This window comes from Salinibacterium sp. SWN167 (genome assembly GCF_015864665.1).
Classification (GTDB): Bacteria; Actinomycetota; Actinomycetes; order Actinomycetales; family Microbacteriaceae; genus Rhodoglobus.
This window is the reverse complement of sequence record NZ_JADYWU010000001.1, coordinates 410,056-436,548: the sequence shown is the minus strand read 5'-3', so window position 1 is coordinate 436,548 and position 26,493 is coordinate 410,056. Positions and strand designations below refer to the sequence as shown.

At 61.5% G+C, this 26,493-nt stretch carries 31 protein-coding genes; 12 read left to right on the top strand and 19 right to left on the bottom strand.

Annotated elements, in window-relative coordinates:
- Positions 1-193: 193 nt before the first annotated feature.
- The 5 genes from I6E60_RS02090 to I6E60_RS02070 all read left to right on the top strand — a co-directional run bounded on the left by I6E60_RS02090 (position 194) and on the right by I6E60_RS02070 (position 2,445).
- Positions 194-892, top strand: coding sequence for a hypothetical protein (locus I6E60_RS02090; RefSeq protein ID WP_197178629.1), 699 nt, complete (start codon positions 194-196; stop codon positions 890-892).
- Complete coding sequence (locus I6E60_RS02085) at positions 889-1,221, top strand: hypothetical protein (protein WP_197178626.1); 333 nt, start codon at positions 889-891, stop codon at positions 1,219-1,221. The genes I6E60_RS02090 and I6E60_RS02085 overlap by 4 nt, the downstream gene beginning before the upstream one ends.
- A 51-nt stretch (positions 1,222-1,272) precedes the next feature.
- Positions 1,273-1,863 (top strand): GNAT family N-acetyltransferase, encoded by a 591-nt coding sequence (locus tag I6E60_RS02080; RefSeq protein WP_231601100.1) that lies wholly within the window; start codon positions 1,273-1,275, stop codon positions 1,861-1,863.
- On the top strand, positions 1,860-2,108 hold the full coding sequence (locus tag I6E60_RS02075) for a hypothetical protein (RefSeq protein ID WP_197178624.1): 249 nt from the start codon (positions 1,860-1,862) through the stop codon (positions 2,106-2,108). Before I6E60_RS02080 ends, I6E60_RS02075 begins: the two co-directional genes overlap by 4 nt.
- 73 nt (positions 2,109-2,181) lie before the next feature.
- Positions 2,182-2,445, top strand: a complete 264-nt coding sequence (locus I6E60_RS02070; protein ID WP_307841769.1) for a hypothetical protein — start codon at positions 2,182-2,184, stop codon at positions 2,443-2,445.
- 42 nt (positions 2,446-2,487) lie between these two features.
- Here I6E60_RS02070 and I6E60_RS02065 read toward each other — a convergent pair whose 3' ends face one another.
- Entirely contained in the window at positions 2,488-2,979 is a 492-nt protein-coding gene (locus I6E60_RS02065) for a MarR family winged helix-turn-helix transcriptional regulator (protein ID WP_197178622.1), read from the bottom strand.
- Between the two features lie 105 nt (positions 2,980-3,084).
- Here I6E60_RS02065 and I6E60_RS02060 point away from each other — a divergent pair, with 105 nt between their 5' ends.
- Positions 3,085-3,666 (top strand): NADPH-dependent FMN reductase, encoded by a 582-nt coding sequence (locus I6E60_RS02060; protein ID WP_197122560.1) that lies wholly within the window; start codon positions 3,085-3,087, stop codon positions 3,664-3,666.
- 71 nt (positions 3,667-3,737) lie between these two features.
- On the opposite strand, the gene I6E60_RS02055 is transcribed toward I6E60_RS02060, so the two are convergent.
- From I6E60_RS02055 to I6E60_RS02045, 3 genes are all read right to left on the bottom strand, one after another.
- Positions 3,738-4,385 (bottom strand): N-acetyltransferase, encoded by a 648-nt coding sequence (locus I6E60_RS02055; RefSeq protein WP_197178620.1) that lies wholly within the window; start codon positions 4,383-4,385, stop codon positions 3,738-3,740.
- 70 nt (positions 4,386-4,455) lie between these two features.
- A complete protein-coding gene (locus I6E60_RS02050; protein WP_197122556.1) occupies positions 4,456-5,160 on the bottom strand; it encodes a cache domain-containing protein in 705 nt (234 codons plus the stop codon).
- 97 nt (positions 5,161-5,257) lie between these two features.
- Positions 5,258-6,061: a FadR/GntR family transcriptional regulator gene (locus I6E60_RS02045; protein WP_197178619.1), complete on the bottom strand. Its 804-nt coding sequence runs from the start codon at positions 6,059-6,061 to the stop codon at positions 5,258-5,260.
- Between the two features lie 131 nt (positions 6,062-6,192).
- Between I6E60_RS02045 and I6E60_RS02040 the strand changes: the two genes are divergently transcribed.
- The 6 genes from I6E60_RS02040 to I6E60_RS02015 all read left to right on the top strand — a co-directional run bounded on the left by I6E60_RS02040 (position 6,193) and on the right by I6E60_RS02015 (position 11,000).
- Positions 6,193-7,251: an ABC transporter ATP-binding protein gene (locus I6E60_RS02040; protein WP_197178618.1), complete on the top strand. Its 1,059-nt coding sequence runs from the start codon at positions 6,193-6,195 to the stop codon at positions 7,249-7,251.
- 126 nt (positions 7,252-7,377) lie between these two features.
- Complete coding sequence (locus I6E60_RS02035; protein WP_197178617.1) at positions 7,378-8,556, top strand: extracellular solute-binding protein; 1,179 nt, start codon at positions 7,378-7,380, stop codon at positions 8,554-8,556.
- A 117-nt stretch (positions 8,557-8,673) separates the two neighbouring features.
- Positions 8,674-9,501, top strand: a complete 828-nt coding sequence (locus I6E60_RS02030; protein WP_197178616.1) for an ABC transporter permease — start codon at positions 8,674-8,676, stop codon at positions 9,499-9,501.
- 7 nt (positions 9,502-9,508) lie between these two features.
- Entirely contained in the window at positions 9,509-10,321 is an 813-nt protein-coding gene (locus I6E60_RS02025) for an ABC transporter permease (protein ID WP_197178615.1), read from the top strand.
- Positions 10,322-10,386: 65 nt separating this feature from the next.
- Positions 10,387-10,596: a type II toxin-antitoxin system VapB family antitoxin gene (locus I6E60_RS02020; RefSeq protein ID WP_197178613.1), complete on the top strand. Its 210-nt coding sequence runs from the start codon at positions 10,387-10,389 to the stop codon at positions 10,594-10,596.
- Positions 10,596-11,000 carry a PIN domain-containing protein gene (locus I6E60_RS02015; RefSeq protein ID WP_197178611.1) on the top strand — a complete coding sequence of 135 codons (405 nt, stop codon included), beginning with the start codon at positions 10,596-10,598 and terminating at the stop codon, positions 10,998-11,000. The genes I6E60_RS02020 and I6E60_RS02015 overlap by 1 nt, the downstream gene beginning before the upstream one ends.
- A gap of 56 nt (positions 11,001-11,056) precedes the next feature.
- On the opposite strand, the gene I6E60_RS02010 is transcribed toward I6E60_RS02015, so the two are convergent.
- The 15 genes from I6E60_RS02010 to dnaK form a co-directional block, all read right to left on the bottom strand.
- Entirely contained in the window at positions 11,057-11,665 is a 609-nt protein-coding gene (locus I6E60_RS02010) for a DUF305 domain-containing protein (protein ID WP_197178609.1), read from the bottom strand.
- Positions 11,666-11,754: 89 nt separating this feature from the next.
- Positions 11,755-12,249: a DUF6153 family protein gene (locus I6E60_RS02005; protein WP_197178607.1), complete on the bottom strand. Its 495-nt coding sequence runs from the start codon at positions 12,247-12,249 to the stop codon at positions 11,755-11,757.
- Positions 12,250-12,380: 131 nt separating this feature from the next.
- Positions 12,381-13,706: an aspartate aminotransferase family protein gene (locus I6E60_RS02000; protein WP_197178605.1), complete on the bottom strand. Its 1,326-nt coding sequence runs from the start codon at positions 13,704-13,706 to the stop codon at positions 12,381-12,383.
- Positions 13,707-13,856: 150 nt separating this feature from the next.
- Positions 13,857-14,999: an ABC transporter substrate-binding protein gene (locus tag I6E60_RS01995; protein WP_197122542.1), complete on the bottom strand. Its 1,143-nt coding sequence runs from the start codon at positions 14,997-14,999 to the stop codon at positions 13,857-13,859.
- Positions 15,000-15,089: 90 nt separating this feature from the next.
- Entirely contained in the window at positions 15,090-15,935 is an 846-nt protein-coding gene (locus tag I6E60_RS01990) for an ABC transporter permease (protein ID WP_197122541.1), read from the bottom strand.
- Positions 15,932-16,825, bottom strand: coding sequence for an ABC transporter ATP-binding protein (locus I6E60_RS01985; RefSeq protein ID WP_197122539.1), 894 nt, complete (start codon positions 16,823-16,825; stop codon positions 15,932-15,934). Before I6E60_RS01985 ends, I6E60_RS01990 begins: the two co-directional genes overlap by 4 nt.
- The gene (locus I6E60_RS01980) at positions 16,822-17,775 is read right to left on the bottom strand and encodes an ABC transporter permease (protein ID WP_197122537.1); all 954 of its coding nucleotides are present in this window, start codon (positions 17,773-17,775) and stop codon (positions 16,822-16,824) included. The genes I6E60_RS01985 and I6E60_RS01980 overlap by 4 nt, the downstream gene beginning before the upstream one ends.
- Positions 17,776-17,779: 4 nt before the next feature.
- Positions 17,780-18,796, bottom strand: a complete 1,017-nt coding sequence (locus I6E60_RS01975) for a TIGR03842 family LLM class F420-dependent oxidoreductase (protein ID WP_197122535.1) — start codon at positions 18,794-18,796, stop codon at positions 17,780-17,782.
- 81 nt (positions 18,797-18,877) lie between these two features.
- Entirely contained in the window at positions 18,878-20,341 is a 1,464-nt protein-coding gene (gene hydA, locus I6E60_RS01970; RefSeq protein WP_197178603.1) for a dihydropyrimidinase, read from the bottom strand.
- A 74-nt stretch (positions 20,342-20,415) separates the two neighbouring features.
- Positions 20,416-21,261, bottom strand: a complete 846-nt coding sequence (locus I6E60_RS01965; RefSeq protein WP_129072489.1) for a nitrilase-related carbon-nitrogen hydrolase — start codon at positions 21,259-21,261, stop codon at positions 20,416-20,418.
- 241 nt (positions 21,262-21,502) lie between these two features.
- Positions 21,503-22,285 (bottom strand): YqjF family protein, encoded by a 783-nt coding sequence (locus I6E60_RS01960; protein WP_231601099.1) that lies wholly within the window; start codon positions 22,283-22,285, stop codon positions 21,503-21,505.
- A gap of 16 nt (positions 22,286-22,301) precedes the next feature.
- The gene (locus tag I6E60_RS01955) at positions 22,302-22,736 is read right to left on the bottom strand and encodes a heat shock protein transcriptional repressor HspR (RefSeq protein ID WP_197122530.1); all 435 of its coding nucleotides are present in this window, start codon (positions 22,734-22,736) and stop codon (positions 22,302-22,304) included.
- Between the two features lie 5 nt (positions 22,737-22,741).
- The gene (locus I6E60_RS01950; protein WP_197178600.1) at positions 22,742-23,752 is read right to left on the bottom strand and encodes a DnaJ C-terminal domain-containing protein; all 1,011 of its coding nucleotides are present in this window, start codon (positions 23,750-23,752) and stop codon (positions 22,742-22,744) included.
- A gap of 17 nt (positions 23,753-23,769) precedes the next feature.
- Positions 23,770-24,420: a nucleotide exchange factor GrpE gene (locus I6E60_RS01945; protein WP_231601098.1), complete on the bottom strand. Its 651-nt coding sequence runs from the start codon at positions 24,418-24,420 to the stop codon at positions 23,770-23,772.
- A complete protein-coding gene (gene dnaK / locus I6E60_RS01940; RefSeq protein ID WP_197156076.1) occupies positions 24,421-26,289 on the bottom strand; it encodes a molecular chaperone DnaK in 1,869 nt (622 codons plus the stop codon). It abuts the gene before it with no gap.
- Positions 26,290-26,493: the final 204 nt, after the last annotated feature.

Genomic DNA, 26,493 nt, shown 5'->3' with positions numbered 1-26,493 from the left:
GTGGCGGCTGCGCGTCACGAGGCATCGCGCTAATGCCACGGAAGTATCGGTTAGAGCGCCCAACTGATACTTCTATGGCATTAGTGGGGCACACTTCGCTAGAAAGCTAGCGCTCTCACCGCGGGAGCACCTCGCACCTCGATAGCCCTGTCGAGCAGTTGTCATTTCTTGCCGCGGGGCGCACGATAAGACCATGCACTTCACCGGCGTCATCCCCGCAGACGCACCCGACCCGCGCATGCAGCACGAGGAGCTGGTCAAGCAGATGCCAATTCCGGTGATCGGCCTAGTCGCACAATCGTCCGTGCAGTCAACCTCTCTCGCGGTGAACTCGGCCACCGACAGCGCAGGCTTTTCCGCCATGAGCGTGAGCGTCTCAGCGACGCTGTGGCGCAACCCTACGGACAAAACCGATCCGGTGAACCTTGAAATCCTCGACGAACATACCCGTCGCGCGATCGAGGAAGTTCCACCCTGGCCACGACCCGCCTGGCTGATTGAGCAGGTCGAAAGTATGCGGTACCCCGCACTTTGGGAAGCCGTGCAAACGCATTGGCACCGTGATGAATCGGAGGTCACCGATGTCGGCGCCCTCCTCACCCAACACGCCAATTACATCCTGATGAATCAGTTCCAGAAAGAGCTTGGGCTTGATGAGCAGCACGGCGAGCGACGCGCTCCGATGCCAGAACGAAGAATCACTCGACCAACCACCGTGGTTATCGATGGACGAATAGTGGATGGCGTTGAGGTCGCGCCCGATCCGCTCATTTACGCCGTGGGGGCCACCCTCCCGAGCGGTGGTGTTGTCACTGCGGTCTTCCCCCGCCAGCACCTTCCCTTCATCACCGCGGAATTCGCAACGCATGACCAGCCGAAACGAGACTCATGAGGAACCGCACACGGTTGGCCCCGGCCGCGCTAGTGCTTCTGGCTACGACAGCAGTCTTGACTGCGTGCAGTAGTGGAGGCAGCGAGGGCATCTCCATCCTCAATGAAAGCTCGAACGAGGTGATCATCACTACCGGCACGGAAGAACTCGTTATCGCGGCAGAAGGCGAAACGGTCCTTCTCGGCGTCGACTGTATTCCGGATGATGTGCGCGCCACGTTCGCGTCGGGCGCGACGGAAACGATTGCTGGCCCCATCTGCTCAGATCAAGAACTCTTCATCCCCAGCGGCGACACCGAGACGATGGAAGTGCGACCCGCCCAGCAATGATGGCGCAGTCAGCCAACCTCCACCGCCGATGACCGCGCCTAGGATGCTGGGATGAGTACCCTGAACTTTCGCACGGCTACCCGCGACGACATCCCGGCACTGCTGACGCTCGTCACTGCGGCGTACCGCGGCGAAGAGAGCCGGGCCGGGTGGACGAGCGAAGCTGACCTGATTGAGGGTGCACGCTTGGATGCCGCAGCGCTGGAAGCCGACCTCGCTCGGCCGCGGTCGAGCATCCTGCTCGCCGAGCGTGACGACCAGCTCGTGGCCTGCGCCCACGTTGCCGACGACCACGGCACGGGGTACTTCGGGATGTTCTCCGTCGACCCGAATCAGCAAGGCGGCGGGGTCGGCAAGCTGGTACTCGCGGAGGCCGAAGTGTTCGCCGCCCGCGAGTGGGGAGTGAGCGTGATGCAGATGACGGTGATCGATGTGCGCGAAGAGCTCATCGCGTTCTATGAACGCCGCGGGTACGTGCGCACCGGCATCACGAAGCCTTTTCCCTACGGCGAAGAGCGGTTCGGGATCCCCCAGCGGGACGACCTGCGGTTCGAGGTTCTTGAGAAGACGCTTGCGTCGACCGAGCAACATCCGGAACCGAACGACGCGACGACTTTAGCTCCTGAGGGTGTCACTCAGTGAAGCGCGCCATCGTCTGGTTTTCCGTGGTGGGTGGCCTCGGACTCATCACCGCGGTCGCGCTCACCGTGATCGAAGGCGTGAACTATCGGCTTCGCGAAGAGCAAGGACTGGACCCGACCAGGGCTGCGGACTGGGTCGCCGGTGCGACCGTTGCGGGATTCGCCGTCTTCGCCATTTCAGCGGTTGCGCTCATAGCCCTGGCCGTTAGCGCTGGCCAGAGACCGCCCGACGAGATCCCCGAATAGCCGCGCTGGCCACCCTGGCCGCGTGGGCATTAATTTTCGAGACATTTTCATCATTGCGCCGTAGGGTGAGGTGGTGAAGATCAAACGACGAGGGCTGAGGCTCTTCCTTACGGGAATCGCGATCATCGTGATCGGCTCGATCACATCCGTGATTTATCTGCTCCAGCCGTGGCGCACTTGCGACTATGACGACACCCCGTCCGCGTGCGCCATGCTGCCCGCCGACGCCGCGGTGCTCACAGTCGCGATGCTCGCCGTCGGCATTGCAGTGTTCGTAACCCTCGCCGGCGTCGTGCAGATGAACGCTCAGAAGCCCGCTGAAAAAACGCTCGAGTAGCGGAACCGGCCGCATTGACCGCGCTTCGTTGCGAGCCCGGCGCTACGAAGCAGCAACCGCCGAATCGCACTGCGGCTCGAGCGTGGACTTGATCTTGTCGCTGGCCGAAGCCAGGGCATCCTGCTCCTCGCGGGTCAGCAGGTCGAAGAAGTGCGTGCGCACAAACTCGAGGTAGCCGGATGATGCCTGGTGCACGGCTTCGAGACCGTCGGCGGTGATCTGCAGGTCCAGGCCACGAGCATCCGAGGGGCAACTCTTTCGCTCCAGTAGGCCGCGGATCTCCATGCGCTTGAGCAGGTGTGAGAGACGGCTGCGGTCCCAGCCAAGCGCAAAGCCCAAGTCACGGGCGCGAATGAGAATGTCGGACTGCTGGGCGTGCTCGGCAAGCGCCGTGAGCACCACGTGCTCCGGGCCGGAGAGCTGAGCATCCTGAACCAACTGCCTGTCGAGAGACGACGCCAGCTGCTGTGTTGCGCTCACGAAACCACGCCACACGGCGTTCTCGCGGTCATCCATTTCCTGTGCGTTCGTCATCACAGCCTCTTTTCATCGCTCGCAAGATTTAGTTTGACACCTTATTGTTGATATGACAACATCTTTAGTGACACGTCAACAAAATTCGTCCTAAGGGGATACAGCATGACCAAGATTGCGATCATCACGGGCGCCAGCCGCCCGGGCAGCGTTAACCAGTCCGTCGCCGAATGGGTTCTCGCCCAGGTTTCGACCCGCGAAGACGCCGAGTTCGAACTCGTCAACATCGCTGACTTCGACCTCCCGATGCTCGACGAGCCCTACCCCGCCGCGTACCAGAACTACCAAAGCGACCACACCAAGGCGTGGTCAGCCAAGATTAGCGAATTCGACGGCTTCATCTTCGTCGCTCATGAGTACAACCACACCGCTGGTCCCGTTCTTGTGAACGCACTCTCGTTCCTCAACGCTGAGTTCAAGAACAAGGCTGCTGGCTTCGTCTCCTACGGCTCCATGGGCGGCGTTCGCGCCGTCGAGCACCTGCGCGGGGTGCTCTCCGAGCTACAAGTAGCTCACGTGCAGCGCTCGGTCATGTTCTCGCTGTTCACCGACTTCGAGAACTTCACCGTCTTCGCCCCGACCGAACAGAACGCCGGCACCCTCGAACCGATGGTTGACCAGCTCACCGCGTGGACACGCGGTATGGCAACTGTGCGCGCCGAGCAGCTGGCCACCGCCGCCGCCTAAGTACCCGCGTACCCCTCGAACGGCTTCCCGCAATACCCGGGGAGCCGTTTCGGCGTTCGGGGGGGGATGCCCTATTTGCCTCGGGCCGGATCCCGCCACATTGTGTTGACCGCCGGCAACCCCGGCGCTACAGGAACACTGCCGTGCATCCTGAATCCCGCTGCCTCATAGCGTCGGTCATTGGCACCGTTGCTGGACTCTAGATAAGTTCCAATTCCTTGAGCATCTGCCTGCGCTAAGACACGAGCGAGCAGCGCCATCCCGATTCCGTTTCCGCGTGCCTGATCTTGAACGCCGAGCATGGAAATGTAGAGGTGCGGAGTAACGACAGGGCGAGCGTGCTCGAAGCGTTCGAAGAGACCGTTTACTCCGTCGGCGTGATCTCCGAGAAAACCACGAAGAACGGTCGGGAACCGTTCCGCATCTGAATCGGACATTTCACTGACGCCGGGGCCAAACGCCGTCACGACCGCTCCGCAACCTGCGGTGAGCCAGGCGGCGTTATTCGCAATGGCGTGGGCGACCGTCATCCGAAAGACAGTTGCGTGCTGCGCAGCACGCAACTGGGGATCGGGAAACGCCCAAGCCCACACCGGGTCCCTGTCGAACGCCTCCACAAGAGTGCCCACGACACCGGACAAATCTTCCAGCGCAGCAAGACGCATTGGTACTCCCGCATTGGATTCCGGCGAATTCGCCTGTGCACCCGTCGTCGCCATACGAAGAGCATACGGCGGCTCGCCTTACACGTTAGAGATACGGAGCGATGCTTTCTCGCCGACGCCTGAATTATTCAGCGATGATCTCCAGCGCGACGCCCTCGCACGCCGTGCGCTCGAGCTCAGCGAGGGCACCACCACGCACGGCATCCCCGGTGGCATGACGCGGGTCAGTCGAGATAACGACGCGACCAACGCTGTTCACGAGGGTCACTTTGTCGCCGAGTTCGGCGAGCTTTGGAAGGAGCTGTCGCTCGACCGAATCGATCAGTAAATCGAGGCCAGCGACGCCGACAAACGTGCCATCGATGTGCACGGGAGCAGCGATCGTGATCGTGTATTCGTCACTGCAGAGGTAGTCAACATAAGGCCCGGCAACGTGGCCACGGCCGGTCTCCATCGGCACTCGGAACCACTCAAGTTCGCTGTAATCGATGTGCTCTTTGTTTACCGATTGCGCGGCTAAAAGCAGGCGTTTGGGGTCATCGCCCTGCCACCACGACAGGTGATTGCGCTCATCCGTCAGCAGTCCAACGGCCGCAATAAACCCGGCGCCGTAGATGTGCACATCGGGCAGCGACACCGTCGCAAGAGCGTGTGGTTCGACCAGCGCATCAAGCTGCTGAGACGAGAGCGGTCCGAGGTTTCCGGATGCCGCGAGCTCGGTGCCGAGCAGAGTTGCGGTGGCTTCGAGGCTGGCAATCGGGGCGCTGAAATACTGCGAGACGATGGCCGCCGCGCGAGCTGCTGTGCTCGTGCTCGTTGCTGTCGTCATCGCTGCGCCGCGCTCTGGCTGGTAAACATCGGGTGCCGCCTACTCTGACTGATCCTGTTCGTGGCATCCTATGCACCAGATGCCCTGCACCGCTACTTCACCGCGATTGGGACTGAAGATCGATGAGGGCGTTGATCACGGCATCGACCATGCGTTCGGTGGCGGCAACAGCTTCGTGGTCGTCGCCCGCTTCAACGGCATCCACCACACTGGCCAGCAGCACCGGTTGAGCCCGACGGGATGTCTCATCCACGTCAATCAGGCGAAGCATTGGCGACATTTCGGCCTGCAATCGCATCTGTTCCCGTGTGAGGCGAGCCGATTGGCTGAGCGCGACGAGTTCGATCTGCGCATCGTCGAGGGTGCTGCGCCACTGCTCAAGGTCTGACTCGTCGAGCCGCCCCAGGCGCGAGCGCACTTGCTGCACCTCGGAGGGCACCGCTCGGCGCGCAGCCAAGCGAACGCACGCCGCGGTAATGGCGGCATAGTGGGCGCCCAAATCACGAAGGGCGACGCGGGATGTTGCCGCCAAGGCGGTGCGCGCGTGCGCTACGGGGTCGGCTGAGTCCGCCACAAAGCTGCCGCCATTGCGACCGCGACGAGTCACCACGAGACCCTGGCTACGCAGAGCCAGCAGCGATTCGCGCACGGTCGTCGGCGCTACGCCGAAGCTTCGAGCGAGGTCGTTCTCAGAGGGAAGACGCTCTCCCGCTCGCAAGTGTCCGCCCGTAATTGCACTGGCGAGACGGCGTTCCACGAGCTCGGCGCGACCGGCATCACCGATCGACTGAAAGAGCGCACCCTGCAAGCGGCCAGGCCTCGAGGCATCGCGAGAGCGTGCGGTGTCATCGACGACCACCGCACTTTTTCGCGGCGCGTCTGCCGAGTCGGTCGAGTGCATTGCTCAATTCTCGCACTGATCACCTGAGCCGTTGCCCTTTTGTGACGATTTGGACACACGCTTGAAATATGAACTCTGGTTCTATAGGTTTACTCTCACTCAGAGATCACCGTCGTTCCAAGGAGTCACCCGTGCACGCGTCCGCTCAGCAAGCCCCGTCCCCCACGGATGCCGCTCCCGCGCCCGGCGCCGTCAGCCTCGCCGGCGTCTCCAAGAAGTTCGGCGACTTCACCGCCGTCGAGGCGCTTGACCTCGACGTGAAGCCCGGCGAGTTTCTCTCGATGCTCGGCCCCTCCGGATCAGGCAAGACCACCGTGCTGCGGATGATCGCCGGCTTCGAGAACGTCACGAGTGGCAGCATCCACCTCTCCGGCACCGACGTAACCGCCGTTCCGCCGCACGCCCGCCAGGTCAACACCGTGTTTCAGGACTACGCGCTGTTCCCGCACTTCACGATCGCCGAGAACGTGGGCTACGGCCTGCGCGTTGCCGGCGTCAGTCGAGCCGAACGCGCGACCCAAGTGGGCGTAGCGCTCGAACAGGTTCGGCTCTCGGCCGTCGCCGACCGCCTGCCCCACCAACTCTCGGGCGGCCAACGCCAGCGCATCGCCCTGGCTCGCGCGCTGATCCTGCGCCCGCAAGTGTTGCTGCTCGACGAGCCGCTCGGCGCCCTCGACAAGCAACTGCGCGAAGAAATGCAGATCGAGCTCAAACAAATTCAGCGTGAAGTCGGCATCACCTTCATCTTCGTCACTCACGACCAAGAAGAAGCCCTCACTCTGAGCGACCGCGTCGCCGTCTTCAACAACGGCCGCGTCGAACAGGTCGGCACCGCCCGCGAAGTGTACGAATTCCCCGCGACCGAGTTCGTCGCCCGCTTCTTGGGACTCTCGAACCTCATCCCCGCCGAGCTCTCTGCGGATGGCGCGCAATCGAGCGTGCGCCCCGAACGTGTGCGCCTGCTCACCGCCGACACTGCGGCGAGCGCCGGAACCGTCTCGTTGCTCGGCACGGTCGCCGAAACCGTCTACACCGGGCCCACCACGCGCTTTCTCGTTGACACCGAATCGGGTGTTCGCGTGATTGCCGAACGCGCCAACGACCACCATCCCTCCGCTGAATCCGCCTTCGCGCGCGGCGACCGAGTGCGCGTCGAATGGACTACCGACCACGCCTCGCGCATCGGCTAACCGATCGGCCAACAGGCACATCGCCCCACAGATCACCCCTGCAATACCGGCAAATCCGGCACAACCGGGCCAGCCACAGTCACACAGCATCCGCACTACACCCCACCAATCACACAAGGAGTCATCATGCGATTCAAGATCATGACCGGCGCAGCGTTTATCGCTGTTGCCGCTCTCGCCCTCAGCGGCTGTTCGGCTGATACCGACAGCACCGCCACCGGCGGCCTCAGCATCGACGTGCCCGACATCCCCATGCTCGAAGAGCTGGGCGAGATGGAAAGCGAAGTCAACATCATCGCGTGGAGCGGTTTCGTTGAGCCCGCGTGGTCCGACGCCTTCACTGAAGAAACCGGATGCACGGTCAACCGTCGCGTTGCTGGCACCAGCGACGAAATGGTTCAGCTCATGCGCACGGGTGACTACGACCTCGTCTCCGCTTCGGGTGACGCGAGCCTTCGCCTCATCGCGGGTGGCGACGTTCAGCCGATCAACCTCGACCTGGTTCCCAACTTCGGTGACGACATCGTTGAGGGCATGAAGGGTCAGATTTATGACACCATCAACGGCCAGTCGTACGGTGTTCCGATCGGCCGCGGCGCCAACATCCTGCAGTACAACAGCGATGTTGTGACCGAAGAGCCCACGAGCTGGGATGTTGCGTGGGAAGCTGACAGCCCCTACGCCGGCGAGATCATCGCGTACGACGCACCGATCTACATTGCTGACGCTGCCGTGTACCTGATGGCTCACGAGCCTGACCTCGGCATCACCAACCCGTACGCCCTCGACCAGGACCAGCTCGACGCTGCGATCGACCTGCTCAAGCAGCAGAACAAGATCGTCTCCGAGTACTGGGCTGACCCTGCCGCTCAGATCACCTCGTTCGCCGGTGGAACCACCTCACTCGGCACCTCGTGGGAGATCCTGCGCAAGCTCACCGACGACGACAAGTTCAAGAGCGTTCTTCCTGAAGAGGGATCAACCGGATGGTCGGACGCCTGGATGATCGCCGCCGAATCGGAATCACCCAACTGTGCCTACGCCTGGGTTGACTACACCAGCTCCGCCGAAGTGAACGGCGCTATCGCCACGAACTTCGGTATGGCTCCCGCCAACGCTGCCTTCTGCGACACGAGCGACGAAGCCGCAGCCCACTGCGAGTACTTCAACGCCACCGACGAAGAGTACTTCAGCAACGTCTGGTTCTGGACCACCCCCATCGAGCAGTGCATCGATGGTCGCACTGACGTCACCTGCACGAACTTCCAGCAGTGGACGGATGCCTGGCTCACCGTCAAGAGCTAGCTAGCCCGAGGGGTGGGCGGCCTCGCTCGCTCACCCCTCATCCCTCGCTCGACCCGCACTTCGCTACCTGAACTTCGCACCCGCACTTCTCTCCACGCACCAACCGATCGGACTCCCATGAATCGCCGCGCGCAACTCTCGGCCTTGCTGGCGCTGCCCATGCTGTGGCTCATCGGCATCTACATTTTCTCGCTCGTCATGCTTCTCGTGACGGCGTTCTGGGTGACCGACCCCTTCACTTCCAAGGTGAAGCCGGGCTTCACTCTCCGCAACTTTGAGCAGATCATCGCGAACCCCGCCTATGCCACCACCTCGCTGCGCACCCTCGGCATCGCCCTCGCGGTCACGGCGTTGAGCATCCTGATCTCGGTGCCGCTCGGCATCTTCATGGCGAAGGTCGCCTCGCCCAAGCTGCGCGCCATTCTGGCCGTCGCGATCACTCTGCCGCTCTGGGCCGGCTACCTCGTGAAGATTCTGGCCATGCGCATTACCTTCACCGAAGACGGCTTCTTCAACTCGATGCTCGGCCCGCTCGGCATCAGCGGCCCCGGCTTCAGCATCGTCACCGTCGTGCTGACGCTCACCTACCTGTGGCTGCCGTACATGGCGGTGCCGGTCTACACCGCGATCCGTCAGCTGCCCCCGAACCTGTTCGACGCTTCCTCTGACCTGGGAGCTGGGGCTGGGTTCACCATCCGCACTGTCGTTCTCCCCCTTATCAAGCCCGCGATTATCGCCGGCTCGATCTTCACGTTCTCCCTCAGCCTGGGCGACTACATCGCCGCCAAGTTCGTGGGTGGGTCGACGCAGATGATCGGCAGCATCATCGCCTCGAACATCAACCTGAACCCCCCGATCGCCGCCGCGTACTCGCTCGTGCCGATCGCCTTTGTTGTCATCTACCTCGTCAGTGTGCAGCGCACCGGCGCACTAGAACGGATGTGATGCCGCCATGTTGAGACTCTCCCTCGGCGCCAAGTTCACCCTCGGCACTATCGTCGCGATCGCCCTCGCGTTCATGTACATCCCGCTGTTCCTCGTCGTGATCAACTCGTTCAGCGCCGCGCGCCTGTCGAGCTGGCCGATCGCCGAGTTCTCCACCGTCTGGTGGGAAGCTGCGTTCATCGACGAGCCCATTCGGGCTGCACTACTGAACTCTGTGCTGGTGGGGCTCGGCGCTACCGCCATCGCGCTCATCCTGGGCACGCTCGTCGCCTTCGCCCTGCAGCGCTACACCTTCTTCGGTAAGCAGAGCGTGAACCTGCTTGTCGTTCTCCCGATCGCGCTACCCGGCATCGTGACCGGTGTTGCCCTCAACAACACGTATAACCAGATTCTCGAACCCATCGGTATCGACGTGGGCTATTTCGGGATGATCATCGCGCACGGAACGTTCTGTATCGTCATGGTCTTCAACAACGTGTTTGCTCGATTGCGCCGCATCAACCCGAGCATCGAAGAGGCCTCGCGCGACCTCGGAGCGACGCCGCTGCAGACCTTCCGGCTCGTGACGTTCCCGCAGTTTCGCAGCGCCTTCGTGGCCGGTGCAATTCTCGCGTTCGCGCTGAGCTTCGACGAGGTTGTTGTCACGATCTTCACCGCCCCGCCCGGTGTCGACACCCTGCCACTCTGGATCATGAACCAGATGGCACGACCCAACGAGGCATCCATGGTCAACGTCGTCGCGACCGTCGTGATTCTCGCCTCGTTCATCCCCGTGTGGGTTTCGCAGCGCCTGGCGCGCGGGGCTGACGAGCGCGAGTAGCCTCCACAGCCTCGTCGCCGAGGCGCCTCGTGCTATATATTGAGGTATATAGAGAGGGGCCACTCATGACCGTGACATCCATCGACATCGATCCCACCGAACTGCGGACCGCGCGAGACCTCACCGGCTCACGCAGCAACCGAGAGACGGTCGATTTAGCGCTGCGCACTCTTATCGCGTTGCGCCGCCAACCGGCTGCCGTTGAGCGCATCATCGGTCGCACGTTTGATGACGATCAGATCGGCGCTCCCACAGCGCGACCGACCGCTCAGTAGTGGCCACCTACCTCGTCGACAACAGCATCTGGCAGAAAGCCAGCAGGAGCCCGACGATTGCGGCACGCCTGCGGTCGCTTTCGCCTCAACACCTCATCCTGACGTGCCCGCCCCAAGTGCTGGAGTACTGCCATTCAGCGCGAACGGATGCCGAGTACGCGGAGCTGCGCGAAGACATGGAACATTTGCTCCCTGCGCTCGAACACCCTTCGACCAGCCAGGCCCTCGACATTCAGCACGCCCTGTGGGCTAACGGTCGCGTACGCGCGGCCGGCGCCTTTGATTGCCTGATCGCCGCTTATGCCCTGGCTAACGACGCCATCATCCTGAATAGCGACCACGACTTCGGTTATATCGAGAGCGCAACCAACGGTGCTGTGCGTCAGGAGTTCGTGCCCGAATAAGGCCGTCGTTGCGGCGCGGGCGAGCCCACCGCTCGTAAGCGGCAGGCCCTTTTCCGCTACAGAGAACTAAGGATGTCGCGCATGAGCGCGATTTCGATAGTTTGCGCGTCCATAATCTTCTGAGCGAGCTCGATAACATCCGCGTTCTGCCCGGAATCCAACTCCGGTTGCGCCATATCAATCGCTCCCTCATGGTGCACGATCATCTGCTCAAGAAACAAGCGCGAGGCCTCGTCTCCGCTGGCCGCGTTGAGCTCCTCCATGTCGGATTCACTCATCATCCCGTCGCCATGGGCCATGCCATCAATGCCGCTCATTTCGCCCATGCCATCGCCCATGTCGATGCCCCAGTCATCGAGCCAGCCACTCATGAGGTCGATCTCGGGGCCTTGCGCGGCCTTGATATCTTGGGCGAGCGCAACGACGCGCTCGTCGATTTCGTCCTTGGCGAGCACCATATCGGCCATCTCCACGGCCTGCTCGTGATGGGGAATCATCATCGCCGTGAACATCACATCCGTCATGTTGGCGTCAGCGGCTGTGGCCGCGTTGGTGAATGACGAGTCGGAGTTGGGCCCCACGTCGGTCATTCCGTTGACACATCCTGACAGCGTCAGTAGCGCCGTCAGGGCAATTGCGGCCGTAGCCGCCGAACGAGTATTCATCTTTTAGTTCTCCACATAAGTCATTAGTAGGAGCGTGACCAGAACGGTCGCGCGAAGAGCGCGTCGACGCTGAGTCGACAGGGCGCTTCCTAGGTTCGACTAATGCAGAGAGTGGCGAGATTCGGGCGCGGGGCGACAGCACGAGCCCACCGAGCGACGAGCACCGCAAGCAACGACCGCTGGCTGAGGAAACGGCCCCAGCCTCGAATCACGGCAGGCGCCGCCAGAAGGAGCGCGACGGTCAGCAGTGCGAGCACGCACCACATGAGAACCATGGATGCCTCGCCCCCGCATCCGGAGCAATCGAGCGCAGCAAGGGCGGCAAGGGCGGCGCCAGCCGGCGCTGCTTCCGTTGCAGCGCCGTCGCCCATAGACATCGTGGCCGCCATCGTCATCTCAGAATGCGAGCCGGACGACACGAGCGAATGCATCGCCACGATGCCGGTGATGAGCGCCAGCGCGAGGAACGTCATCGCAACGAGCTGCCAGGACGCTCGCAGCAGACGAGAAAAGGAGGTGCTCACGCGCTGTGTGGGCGCAGCGTCGACCTGACGATGAGGTCGTTCTGCGCTGCGGGGGATCATGGCTCAAACTTTTCTCAGAGGGTGAATCTGCGGCGGTGCTCCCCTGAGTGTGATCCATTCCCCTGTGCGCTTGCCGAAAAACGCGCGACGATGTGTCCGCGTCTCACCCCAGCGAAAGACTTCTGCTTCAGCTAGCCCAGTTCGGCCGTCAGCACCGCATCGTAGATCTCCATCGCCTCGGCGATTTCGGCGGCAGTGACGACGCACGGTGGCAGCACCTGGATGCGGTTTTCGGTCACGAAGGGCAGCAAACCGCGCTCCACGAGGCCAGCCCGAATACGCCCCATGGTCGCGGCGGAAACGGGTTCACGAGTGCCCCGGTCGGTCACAAGTTCGATCGCCCAGAACACTCCACGACCGCGCACTTCACCGATCGACGGATGGCGTTCGGCGAGCACGTTCAAGGCCGGCCCAATGTGGTTCTCCCCGATATCGCGCACGTGCTGAAGCACGCCTTCGGAGGCGATCGTGTCGAGCGAGGCCACAACTGTGGCGGCGGCCAGCGGATGCCCCGAATACGTCAACCCGCCGGGGAACACCCGGTCGTTGAAGAACGCTGCAATCGGGTCGTCGATGATCACGCCGCCGACGGGAACGTAGCCCGAGTTCACTCCCTTGGCGAAGGTGATGAGGTCGGGCCGCACGTCGAAGGCATCGAACGCGAACCACTCACCGGTGCGCCCAAACCCGCACATCACTTCGTCGAAGATCAGCAGAATGCCGTGCTGATCACACAGTTCGCGCACGCCAGCGAGGTAGCCAGCCGGCGGCACCAGAATGCCCGGAGTTCCCGGAATCGGCTCCAAAAGCACGGCAGCGATTGTCTCCGCGCCCTCCGCTTCGATCACGCGCCGCAGATGCTGCAGTGCACGTTCGCTCTCCTGCTCGGGCGTCGTCGCCCAGAACTCGGAGCGGTACAGGTACGGACCAAAGAAGTGCACATGCCCGCGCGCGAACTCGTTCGGGATACGGCGCGGATCCCCCGTGGCCACAATGCTGCTGCCGGTGTTGCCGTGATACGACCGGTACGCCGAAAGAATCTTGTCGCGCCCGGTGTAGAGCCGCGCCATCCGCATGGCATTTTCGTTGGCGTCCGAGCCGCCATTGGTGAAGAACACGCGATTGAAGCCCTCGGGCGCGACCGCGGCCAGTCGCTTCGCGGCCTCACCACGGGTCACGTTGGCCGTCGGCGGCGAGATCGTCGCAAGCAGCTGAGACTGCACCCGGATTGCCTCAAGCAGGGCCGGATGCTGGTGCCCCAGATTCACGTTGACGTGCTGGCTAGAAAAGTCGAGATATTCATTCCCGGCGTGATCCCACACGCGGGTGCCGAGCCCACTCTTGATGCTCACGGCGGAAGCATGGGCGGGAGTCTGCGCCGACCACGAATGAAAGATGTGGGCCTGATCGAGTTCGAGCGCGTACGCATCGAGGTCTCGGGAGTCGTGCTCGGTCATGGCGCTGGCCCTTCAGAGTGATTACGCGGTGCTGACATGAAACTGGTACTGCGAGTGTCGCTCGGTGGCAAGTGATGCCGTGCAACAACGAAACGAATGCCGCCCTCACAAGCGTAAGGGCGGCATCCGTCTAGCGGTTATTCAGTGTGACTAGTTGCCGCCCTCGAGGAGGGTGACATCGATCGGTGCGAAGCTGGAACCGGTGGTGTCAACACCCTCGGCTTCGAGCTCTTCAAGTGCCTGCATGATCCAGTCGTTCGACCATGCCGTTGCCGGCGGTGCCGTGGTGATGGGGCTTGCGCCCGTCTCGTTGACGGCGCTGATGGCGCCTTCAACGGTGCGGTCCCACGCGGCTTCATCGATGACGCCGATGCCGTTCTCGGCCGGCCAGATCAGCTTGTTCGTTTCGTTGACCATCCACAGTTCGTGGCTGGGGCCCCAACCGGAACCAGCAGCAACGGTGCCTTCGGCAGCACCTTCAGGGTTCTCAGCCGAGTAGATCCAGCCCTTAACTACAGCCTTGAGGAACTTGACCGTGGTCTCTTGGTAGTCCTCGTCGCTGTCGAGACGCTCGGTGTCAGCCCAGATTGCATCCTGGAGCATGGCGCCAACGGTGTCTTCGTAGCTGATGACGTTGAAGTCAGAGGGCTGGTAGAGCTCTCCGGTGTCGGGGTCGGTCGACTCGAGCAGCTGAGCGTACTCGTTGTACGTCATGGCCTGCGCGGCGTCGATGTCACCCTGCAGGAAGGCGTTCATGTTGAAGTCCTGCGTAATGATTTGCACGGTGGAGGAGTCGAGGCCTTCCGCAGCCATTGCTGCGAAGATTTCCCACTCGTTTCCGAAGCCCCACGAACCGATCTTCTTGCCTTCGAAGTCGGCGACCGAGTCAATACCCGAGTCAGCCCACGACACCTGAAGGGTGCCCGACTTCTGGAAGATCTGAGCGATATCGGTGAGGTTGGCGCCCTGTTCGATGGAACCCAAAACCTTGGGAACCCACGCTACGGCGTAGTCAACGTCGCCGTTGGCGAGAGCGTCTTGCGGAACGATGTCGCCGCCCGACGGGATGATTTCTACGTCAAGACCTTCCTCTTCAAAGTAGCCCTGATCGGCGGCGGCAAAGTAGCCAGCGAACTGCCCCTGAGGCAGCCACTGGAGCTGGAGCTTCACTTCAGTGAGCGCTTCCCCAGATTCTGTGGTGGGCTCTTCGGCGGTGGAGCATGCTGCGAGGAGGACCGCTGCCGTTACGGCGAACGCTCCGGCCGCGAGTGCGCGGCGTTTGGTGAACTTCATGTCAGACCTTCCAGATTCACGGTGCAAGTGGATACTGCTGGTAGAGCTGGTGGAGCGGTTATCTCCTTCCCTGTTCTGCGCGGGGTGCTGTCATCGGGAGCCCCCGGTCGGTACACGGCGCAGCACTAGTCGTTCGAGTGCGAGCGTCGCGAGGTAAAAGAGCAGACCGAGTGCGATGGATGCCCCGACATAGGCCCACGCGCGGGAATACGCGCTTGAGGCTGCCGAGGTCGCAATCAGACTGCCGAGACCGCCGCGCGGTCCACCGAAGTACTCAGCCACAAGAGCGGAGATGACGGCGAGCGACGAAGCGATACGGATGCCAGTGAGAATAAAGGGGCGGGCTGTCGGCAGTGTGAGCGAGCGCAACATCTGCCCGGAGCTTGCTGCGTAGGCCTTCATGAGGTCACGGTGCACTGGCCGCGTTTGGCGGAACCCGCGCAGGGTATTGATGAAGATGGGAACGAACGAGGCGATCGCGGCAATCGCTTGGCGACCGAACTGGCTGTCGGCCCCAAACATGGAGTTGAGCACCGGGGCCAGCGCCACGATCGGAACGACCGCGAGCGCAGCAATGATCGGTGCACTCATCTGGTCTGCGATGCGCCACCGTGCGGCGACCGCAGCGAGAATGATTCCGAGCAGCGAACCAACGAGCAGACCCAGCAGGCTGTTCGTTCCGGTGAGCACCGTTGCCGAGACGACGGCTGGCCAGTACGCGACCAGTTCCGCCATGATCGAAGTCGGGCTCGGCAGCAGGTAGTCGGAGACGCCACCAACGGTGACGAGAAACTGCCAGATGGCGAGCACGATGATACCGAGCGTGACGGGGGCAACCACGCGAAGGATCGACTCCGTTCGCGGGCTCCAGTCTTTGCTGCGGGTGGCTCCGGTTCCGGCGCCAATGATCGCGTTGGCTGTCGTGTTCGTCGTCATCGGGTGTCCACTCCCCGGGCGGCGCGCGGTGCGGGGTTTTCCCCATCCGAGGCTCCGCCGTGCAGTGCTTCACGCACTTCGGTCACCATTTCGAAGAACGAGGATGCTTCGCGCAGGTCGTCGTCGCGTTCTTCGCGGCCCTCGGCAGCATCCAATCGCATCGGGATGATGTCGCTGATTCGTCCCGGACGCGGCGACATCACGACGACGCGGTCAGAGAGGAACACGGCTTCCGGAATTGAGTGGGTCACGAAGACCACAGCAGCTCCCGTGTCAGCGGCGATGCGCACGAGGTCGGTCTGCATCTTCTCACGCGTCATCTCGTCGAGGGCGCCGAATGGTTCATCCATCAGCAGCAGTCGCGGTTGCTCTGCCAGCGAGCGGGCAATCGCCACACGCTGCTGCATGCCACCCGACAGCTGGTCGGGAAAACGGTCGGCGAACTCGGTAAGCCCCACCATTTCGAGCAGGTCAGCAACGCGAGTGCGCCGAGCAGCGGATGCCACCCCGTGCAGTTCAAGCGGAAGCGCAACGTTCGCGGCAACCGTGCGCCACGGCAAAAGCCCGGCCTGCTGAAAAGCGATGCCATAGTCCTGGTCGAGGCGAGCTTGCGTAGCGGTCTTACCGAACACGGTCAGTTCGCCCGAGGTCGGAACATCGAGGTCAGCAATGAGCCTCATGAGCGTTGACTTGCCACAGCCCGACGGCCCGATGAGCGAGACAAATTCGCCGGCCTCAACAGTGAGGTCGATTCCTTCGAGCGCATGAACGATGCCCGAGGCGGTCTGGAACTGCTTGTTGAGTCCGCGAACTTCCACGGCGGCGTCGGCGCCAGCAGCGCCAGTCATCGTCTCTGCAGCGGAAGTGGTGGTCGGGATCTGGTCGCTCATGCGGCCTCCTCGGTTCGTCTGTAGTCCTTGAGAATCATGCCGAGCAGCGCAACGGAACCGGCGGCCACAAGGCCGAGCACGATTGCGCCGAAGATGGGGCCCCACGCCTTCGAGGGGTCTCCCGATGCTTGACCGGCAAATTGAATGAGCAAGCGTCCGATGCCGCCCTGAAGTCCTGTGGATACTTCGGCAACAACCGCGCCGATGACAGCGTTCGCTGCTCCGAGTCGCAGCGCAGGCAGAAGGTATGGAACGGCGGCGGGCAAGCGCAGTCGCACGAGCGTCGGCCAGTAGCCAGCGGCATACGTGTCGAAGAGCTCAACGTGGATGCGGTCGGGAGACTGCAGTCCCTTGAGCGCGCCAACGGTGATGGGGAAGAACGCCAGGTAGCTCGCAATGAGCGCCACCGACATCCAGTCTTGCCATTCGAAGGAGCCGATCTCGACTCGCGAGCCCCAGCTTTTGACGATGGGCGCGAAGGCGATGAGCGGCACGGTTTGGCTGATGACGATCCAGGGAAGCAGACCGAATTCGGCGAGACGCCAGCGTTGCATGAGGAGCGCAAAAACGACTCCCACGATCACTCCGACAGCCCAGCCGGCGGCAGCGATCCCGAGTGTCATGAGCGAGGCAAGCGCCACAACTGCCCAGAGGGGAAGCGCCCCATCTGCTCGCGTGACGGGCTCTGCGAGTCGCGTCAGCATGTCCCACAGGTGGGGCATGGCAAGGTCGGTGGTGCGCGGAAGTACACGCAGTTCGCCGATGAGCACACCGTTGTCGGGGCCGAAGAACTTGTAGCCCTCCCAGATCAACGCGATGAGCACGACGCCGGCGATTCCCCACAAGAAACCGCCGAACAGCCGAGTGCGCGCGGGGTTAGCCACCGCACCCGACTGGTTCGCAGGGCGGACGGCAACCTCCCCACGCTGATCGTTTCGGGTTGCCGTCATCGGGTTAGGCCTTCGCCGTCACTGTTTCGGTGAGGGCCGGGATTACCGTCTCGCCGTAGACCCGCATGGTCTCTTCTTTGTTGTCGTGCTGCAGGTAACCGGCGAACTGATCGACACCGAGTTCGCGCAACTTCTCGAGCTTCTCGATGTGCTCCTCGGCGGTTCCCATGACGCAGAACCGATCGACGATCTCGTCGGGCACAAACGCCGCGTGCGTGTTGCCCGCTTGGCCGTGCTGGTTGTAGTCGTAGCCTTCACGCTTTTCGATGTAGTCGGTGAGCGCCTTCGGCACGTCTCCGTCAGAGCCGTACTTCTTCACGATGTCGGCCACGTGGTTTCCCACCATGCCTCCGAACCAGCGGCACTGGTCGCGCATGTGCTCCCAGTCATCACCGATGTACATCGGCGCGGCAACGCAGAACTTGATCGACATCGGGTCGCGACCGACAGCCTCAGCGGCGTCGCGCACCTTCTTGATCATCCAGGCGGCAATATCGAGGTCAGCGAGCTGCAAGATAAAGCCGTCGCCGACTTCACCGGTGAGCTTGAGCGCGAGCGGGCCATAGGCTGCAACCCACATCTCGAGCTCAGAACCCTTGCTCCACGGCAGCTGCAACTGCGCTCCGCCATATTCGACCGAACGCGAGTTAGCGAGTTCACGGATGACGTGAATCGACTCCCGCAGATCCTTCAGCGTTGTCGGCTTGCCGTTGGTCACGCGCACAGCGGAGTCGCCGCGGCCAATGCCACAGACGGTGCGGTTGCCGTACATCTCGTTAAGCGTGGCGTAGGTCGAAGCCGTGACGGTCCAGTCGCGGGTGGCCGGGTTCGTGACCATCGGGCCGACGATGACCTTGCGCGTCTCGGCCAAAATCTGGCTGTAGATCACATAGGGCTCTTGCCACAGGATGTGTGAATCGAACGTCCAGACGTAGGTGAAGCCATGCGCCTCTGCAAGCTTCGCTAGTTGGACCGTACGTGCTGACGGCGGGTTGGTCTGAAGTACTGCTCCGAAGTCCATGGGGCTCCTCATTCGTGGTGGAAAGTCGTTTAAAGTGCAGTATCCGCTGGTGGTAGCCAGCGGATGCTGCAGCGAAACCGTTTAGGTCAGGTACTGAGTGAGGCCGCGCTTCATGAAGCGACCGTCGCCCTTGGAACCGATGTACTGGTCATCATCGACGATGACCTTGCCACGGGAAATAACGGTGTCAACGTGACCATCGATCTCGAAACCCTCCCAGGCTGCGTGGTCCATGTTCATGTGGTGCTTCTTGCCCGTGGGGTTGCCGTTCTCATCAATCGGCATACCGATCGAGGTGTGGCCCTGGGGGTCGTACACCACGATGTCGGCGTCGGCGCCTGGCTGAATGACGCCCTTGCGGCCGTACACACCAAACATGCGCGCGGGAGTGGTGCTCGTAAGCTCAACCCAACGCTCGAGCGTGATCTCACCGGTGACAACACCTTGATACATGAGGTCCATGCGGTGCTCGACGGTGCCGATCCCGTTCGGAATCTTGCGGAAGTCGCCGAGTCCCAGCTCTTTCTGGTCCTTCATGCAGAACGGGCAGTGGTCGGTGGAAACCATCTGCACATCGTTAGTGCGCAGCGACTGCCACATGGCATCCTGATGTCCCTCTTCGCGTGAACGAATCGGAGTCGAGCACACCCACTTAGCGCCTTCGAAGTGACCGTACTGCTCACTTTGAGCACCCAGCTGTTCTTCAAGACTCAGGTAGAGATACTGCGGGCAGGTTTCGGCGAACACGTTCTGGCCACGGTCGCGAGCGCCGGCGATCTGTTCGACAGCTTGCTTTGCGCTGACGTGAACGATGTAGAGCGGAGCACCGGTGAGCTTCGCGAGCATGATCGCGCGGTGCGTCGCTTCCTCTTCCATTTCCCAGGCACGAGCGACACCGTGATAGTACGGGTCAGTCTTGCCCTGTTCGATGAGCTGCTCGGCGAGAACGTCAATGACGGGACCATTCTCGGCATGCATCATCGTCATCAGGCCGGTGTCGCGCGACACCTGCATAGCCTTCAGAATTTGTGCATCATCCGAGTAGAAAACGCCCGGGTACGCCATGAACATCTTGAAGCTCGTGATGCCCTCGTCTGGCAGCTTTTCCATCGCCTTGAGCGACTCAGCGTTGACGTCGCCGACGATCTGGTGAAAGCCGTAGTCGATGGCGCAGTTGCCGGCAGCTTTGCCATGCCACGCGGCGAGCGAATCCTGAAGACGCTCCCCATAGGTCTGCACAGCGAAGTCGATGATCGAGGTCGTACCGCCCCACGCCGCAGCGCGAGTGCCCGTCTCGAAGGTATCGATTGCCGCGGTGCCGCCGAAGGGCAGCTCCATATGCGTATGCGCGTCGATGCCACCGGGAATGACGTACTTTCCCGTGGCATCAATGACCTTGTCGACGGATGCCGCAATGTCAGTTCCAAAAAGCGTGCTGCCTGGTGACAGCACTGCCTTGATTACTTCGCCGTCGATCAGGACGTCTGCTGGGGCGCGCCCCGTTGAGCTGACGACCGTACCGCCGGAAATGAGAGTGGTGGCCATGATTCGCTCCTCTGCGATGTCGTGTGCCTACTGTTCCCCGGGCACCAAAACAACCTGGGGGTTGAAGTTATGGCTTATTTAGGGATCGACAGGTACGCGTCGGGGCGACGGTCACGGTAGAACTGCCAGTCGTCGCGCATCTCCTGCACGAGGTCCATGTCGAGATCGCGAATCATGATCTCTTCATCGGTTCCTGAGCCACGTTCGCCTACGAAGTTTCCGCGGGGGTCGATGACCTGGCTGGTGCCGTAGAAGTCAACGGCTTCGTCGCCGTACTCGTTGTCTTCGAGGCCGACACGGTTGGGCTGAAGTACGAAGTAGCCGTTGGCCACTGCTGCTGCGGGGCCTTCGACCTCCCAGAGACGGTTGGAGAGGCCGGGCTTCGTCGCGTTGGGGTTGAAGACGATCTCGGCGCCGTTCAAGCCCAGTTCGCGCCATCCCTCGGGGAAGTGGCGGTCGTAACAGATGTGAACGCCCACCTTGCCGACGGCGGTGTTGAACATCGGGAAGCCCAAGTTGCCGGGCGTGAAGTAGAACTTCTCCCAGAACTTGTCGAGGTGAGGGATGTGGTGCTTGCGGTACGAACCGAGGTTCGTGCCATCCGAATCAACAACGACGGCGGTGTTGTAATACACACCCGTCATCGCTTCTTCATAGATCGGCAGAATCATGACCATGTCGAGCTCTTTAGCCAGGGCTTGGAAGCGCGTAACGATCGGGCCATCAACAGGCTCGGCGTAACGGTAATACTTCTTGTCCTGAGTGATCCCAAAATACGGACCGTAGAAAAGCTCTTGGAAGCAGATGATCTGGGCGCCTTGCGCCTTCGCATCCCGAGCAAACTGCTCGTGCTTGTCGAGCATCGACTCTTTGTCGCCCGTCCAAGTGGTCTGTGTGATTGCTGCGCGAACTGTCGTCATGGTGCCTCCTGCGTTATTCGGCGTCGTTGCCTGCGGCGATAAACCGAGAAAATGACGCGCGAACGGGAACTATCCCCGTGCCCTTATTCTCTAGGTTCATCGTTTCAATCGTGTTGTGCTTGTGTGACGGTGTGGTTACTCATCATGTCCCTGTCGAGAGCAAGAGGCAATGCTCATTTGTGCTGATGAGACCATGTTGCACAAAATTGTCTATGCAATTCCACAATATTTCTGCAAATACCTACGCAGAAGGCGCGGATGTCCAGATTGCACTCGGTCGAGGCTGGCGCGCAAGGGCCGGCTGACGGGGTGCCGCAAACACCGTCGTAACATCGCTCGCGTACATCACCGAGTCGGGAACGCGATCGGCTAGACCCTCAAAGTCCGCAGCGGCGAGCAAACCATCATCGAGGTAGACCAGTTCGGCCGGTTGCAACGGCCACGGTTCGTGGTGGTTGCGCGAGTAGATCGTGCGTCCACGATGAGTTTCGTGAAACCCCCACCGCGCGGTCAGAAACGTTGCCAGAGGGTCAGCCGCGAGCGCAACGCTCGCCGCCGGGTCAGCTACCGGTTTCACAATGATGTGGGATGCCGCATCCGGTCGTCCGTGACGTTTCGTTTTGTAAGCAATCTGTCCGTCTCGCTGCCCGATCTTCATCGATGCCCACTGGTACGGCAGCCCAAAAGCAAGCCGCGCGGTGAGCACTGGAATCAGGTGCGACGCCTCGAGGGAAAGGAAGACCACTCCGCGTCGTCCATGGGCATCAACAGAGTAGAGGCGCACGTTGACTTCGGGAAAGTCGCCGAGCCACGGGATGCGGGGGCCACCAAAGAACGAACTTTGCGACATTTGAAAGGCGATGAGTCCCACCCACGTGCTGCCGTTGAGCGTGTCGGGACGGCATCCCTCCGGCAGCAGCGGAGCCACCATGGCCGGATCAACCTGCCAGTGCAAGAATGTCACCTCGCTCCAGCGCTGCCGCAAGATGGGGGAACCGCCGAGTGGTGGAGCTTCACGGATCATCATCGGGTGCTCACGATCACCACGGAAGTTGGTTATCGCGCCGCAGGAAAGGTCGCCACAGTTCGACCTGGTCGGCGCGTTCGGCGCGGGTTCCCGCTTTGAGCGAGATCACCTCACCAGCAGAACCGGCGGCGAAGACGCGGCGGCCGGGCTTCGAAAGGAGTTCATCAGCAAGCGCCGCTTCGAGTTCGCGAACGCGCGTGCTGAGTTCCGTCACTTGATTCTCAAGATCGAGGATTCGTTTGATGCCTTCAAGGTTGAGACCTTCAGCACTGAGGGCTGCGATCTCGCGCAACTGCATCACGTCGCGCATGGAGTAGCGCCGCGAACGACCGCTGGTTCTCGTGGGAGACACGAGACCCAGACGGTCGTACTGTCGCAGCGTCTGCGGATGCATGCCCGCCAACTCCGCCGCAACGGCGATAGCAAAGGCGGGGCTCAGCTCATCCATGACTATTAGCTCCTGGCTCTAGCAATCAGATCGTCCCGCGGGTTTTCTGCGGGCATCGCTTCAGCAAAGGCCTTGAGGTGCTTGAGCGCGGCATCCGGAACGTGACTAGGCACGGCCACTTGCACTTCGGCAAGCAGGTCTCCAGTTGCCTTCGTCGTAGCGACCCCGCGACCTTTTACGCGCAATACTCGCCCGCTCGGGGTTCCCGGCGCAACTTTCAGCTTCACCGGTGCACCGCTCAGCGTCGGCACCTCAATAGTGGCGCCGAGCACAGCTTCTGCAAACGTCACGGGCACGACAACCCGAAGGTTGTTGCCGTCACGTTCGAACACCGGATGCTTGCGCACAGCGACTGTGAGCACCAGGTCGCCAGCGGGGCCACCATTGGGGCTCGCCTCGCCTTTGCCCTTGAGGCGGATCTTCTGACCGTCGCTGACTCCCGCAGGAATCTTGACGTTCATCGGACGACCGCCGGCTGGCTGGAGCTTGATCGTTTCGCCGTTAATCGCGGTCGCAAAATCTAGCGTCGTATTTGCTGCCAAATCGCGGCCCTTTGCGGGGCCACCCCGGAATCCGGGGCCACCACCGGGACCGGCTTGACCGCCGAACATGCCACCAAGAAGGTCTTCGAAGCTCGCGCTCGACTGACCTCCCCCATAGCCCTGACCGCCGCCATAACTCTGGCCGCCATAACTCTGGCCACCGCCAAACATCCCACCAAAGACATCCTCGAAGCCGCCGGCCTGACCGCCTTGGCCGCCCGCTTGGAAGCGAGCGCCCGAGCCCATGGCACGAACCTGATCGTATTCTTTGCGCGTTTCAGGATCAGAAAGCACGGAGTGCGCTTCACTAATTTCCTTGAAGCGCTCTTCGGCTTTCGGATCTCCCGGGTTCGAATCCGGGTGAAACTGACGCGCGAGTTTGCGATAGGTCTTTTTCAACTCGGCCTCAGAGATATCTTTCGATACTCCAAGCACCTTGTAGAAGTCCTTATCGAACCAATCTTGGCTAGCCACTACACGCCACCCCCGCCCTAATCAGTGGGGCCGGAGACAGCAACCTTCGCGGCACGAACAACGCGCTCACCAAGAATGTAGCCCGGCTCAACGACATCAGCGATCGTGTTCTCGGTCGCCTCAGGATCGTTCAAATGAACAACAGCCTCGTGGAACGCAGGATCAAAGACTTCGCCCTTTTCGCCGATCTTGCGCAAGCCGAAGCGTTCAAAACTTGAGTTGATCTTCTGCGCAACAAGAGCGATGGGGGTGCCTTCGATAATGTCGCCGTGTTTGTCGGCACGATCGAGATCATCGAGGGCAGGCAGCAACGACCGGATGACGTCGGCGATCACGGCTTCGCGGTTCGCTACTCGATCCCGCTCAACGCGAGTGCGGAAGTTCACCAGCTCAGCCTGGGCGCGCAACATCTGATCGCGCATCTCAGCGACGAGGTCCCGACTAGCTTCCTCAAGAAGACGCTTGTCTTCTTGACTCAACTCATCGGCGGCCTTCGTAGCGTCCGCAGCAGGCTCCTTGTCGGAGGAAGGCTGCCCCTCGGCTGCTGCAGAGTGCTCTGCAGCAGCCGAGTCGGCCGCACTCACGTCGCCGGTTTCCGGATCAACACGACTGTCGTCGTGAGTCACCGGATCCTGGTTATCGTCGTGGTCCTTGTTTTTGTCAGGCATCTACTTCTTGTCCGTGTCAGCTTCGTCTTCGTCAACAACTTCAGCGTCGACGATGTCTTCGTCAGAGCTTTCATCAGCGGTCGCGGTGTCGCCCTCTGCAGCGGCCTCAGGGTTTTCTTCCTGGTGCTTGTAGATTGCTTCGCCCAGCTTCTGCTGGCTCTCGGTGAGCTTGTCGAACGCGGTCTTGACCTCTGCTTCGTCGTCACCGGCGAGCGCAGTGTTGAGCGCGTCAACATCAGCCTGAACCTCGGTCTTCACATCTTCCGGCAGCTTCTCAGCGTTGTCGGTGATGAGCTTTCCGGTGGAGTACGCAAGCTGTTCAGCGTTGTTGCGGACCTCGGCTGCCTCACGGCGAGCCTTGTCTTCTGCAGCGTGCTCTTCACCTTCGCGAACCATGCGCTCGATGTCTTCCTTCGACAGGCTTGAACCGCCCGTGATAACCATCGACTGCTCCTTGCCAGTGCCCTTGTCCTTGGCGGACACGTGCACGATGCCGTTAGCGTCGATGTCGAAGGTGACCTCAACCTGCGGGATGCCACGAGGCGCCGGCGCGATGCCGGTGAGCTCGAACGTTCCGAGGTTCTTGTTGTCGCGAGTGAACTCACGCTCACCCTGGAAGACCTGAATCGACACGGAAGGCTGGTTGTCATCCGCCGTGGTGAAAGTCTCGCTGCGCTTGGTCGGGATCGCGGTGTTGCGGTCGATGAGCTTGGTCATCATTCCGCCCTTGGTCTCGATACCGAGGCTCAGCGGGGTGACGTCGATGAGCAGAACGTCCTTGCGCTCACCCTTCAGCACGCCAGCCTGAAGTGCAGCACCAACGGCTACGACCTCATCAGGGTTGACGCCCTTGTTCGGTTCCTTGCCACCGGTGAGCTTCTTGACGAGCTCAACAACGGCGGGCATACGAGTCGATCCACCCACGAGTACAACGTGTGAAACATCGCTCAGCTTGACGCCGGCTTCCTTGATGACATCGTTGAAGGGCTTCTTGACACGCTCGAGGAGGTCTGCGGTCAGTTCTTCGAACTTGGCGCGCGAGAGAGTCTCGTCGAGGTTGGCCGGACCGTTCTCGGTGAGCGAGAGGTAGGGAAGCTGGATGCTTGCCGTCATCTGCGACGAGAGTTCCTTCTTGGCCTGCTCGGCAGCTTCCTTGAGGCGCTGCTTCGCGATCTTGTCGCCTGAGACGTCAACACCGGTCGAGTCCTTGAAGCGCTGGATCAGGTAGTCGACAACGCGGGCATCCCAGTCGTCACCACCGAGGCGGTTGTCACCCGAGGTCGACTTGACCTGGATGGTGGAGAAGTCGTCGTCCTTGCCCACTTCGAGCAGCGAAACGTCGAACGTTCCACCACCGAGGTCGAAGACCAGGATGAGTTCGTCCTCCTTGCCCTTGTCGAGGCCGTACGCGAGTGCAGCAGCGGTGGGCTCGTTGATGATGCGCAGAACGTTGAGTCCCGCGATCTCACCGGCTTCCTTCGTCGCCTGACGCTCAGCGTCGTTGAAGTAAGCGGGAACGGTGATTACTGCGTCAGTGACGTCTTCACCCAGGTACTGTTCGGCATCGCGCTTGAGCTTGGCAAGCGTACGAGCGGAAATTTCCTGCGGGGTGTACTTCTTGTCGTCGATCTTGACGGTCCAGTCAGTACCGATGTGGCGCTTGACGGATGCGATAGTGCGATCGACGTTAGTGACGGCCTGGCGCTTAGCGGTTTCACCAACGAGGACTTCGCCATCCTTGGTGAATGCGACGACGGAAGGCGTGGTGCGCATTCCTTCGGCGTTTGCAATGACGGTGGGTTCTCCACCTTCGAGGACGGCAACTACCGAGTTGGTGGTTCCGAGGTCAATACCTACTGCTCGAGCCATGTGCTCTTACTCCTTAAGTCTCGTGAAGCACGAACTTGAGTCGCGCTGTATCAAGTTTGCTCCTGCACGCGTCGAGAGTCAAGCCGAATAGCTGAAAGTTGAGTGGGAGTGACTCAAGGTGATGTTCGTCACCGGTTACAACGAAAGGCGCGATGAGTACACCGAGCCCGACGCCCGGTGCGCTCATCGCGCCTTCTCGCTTGC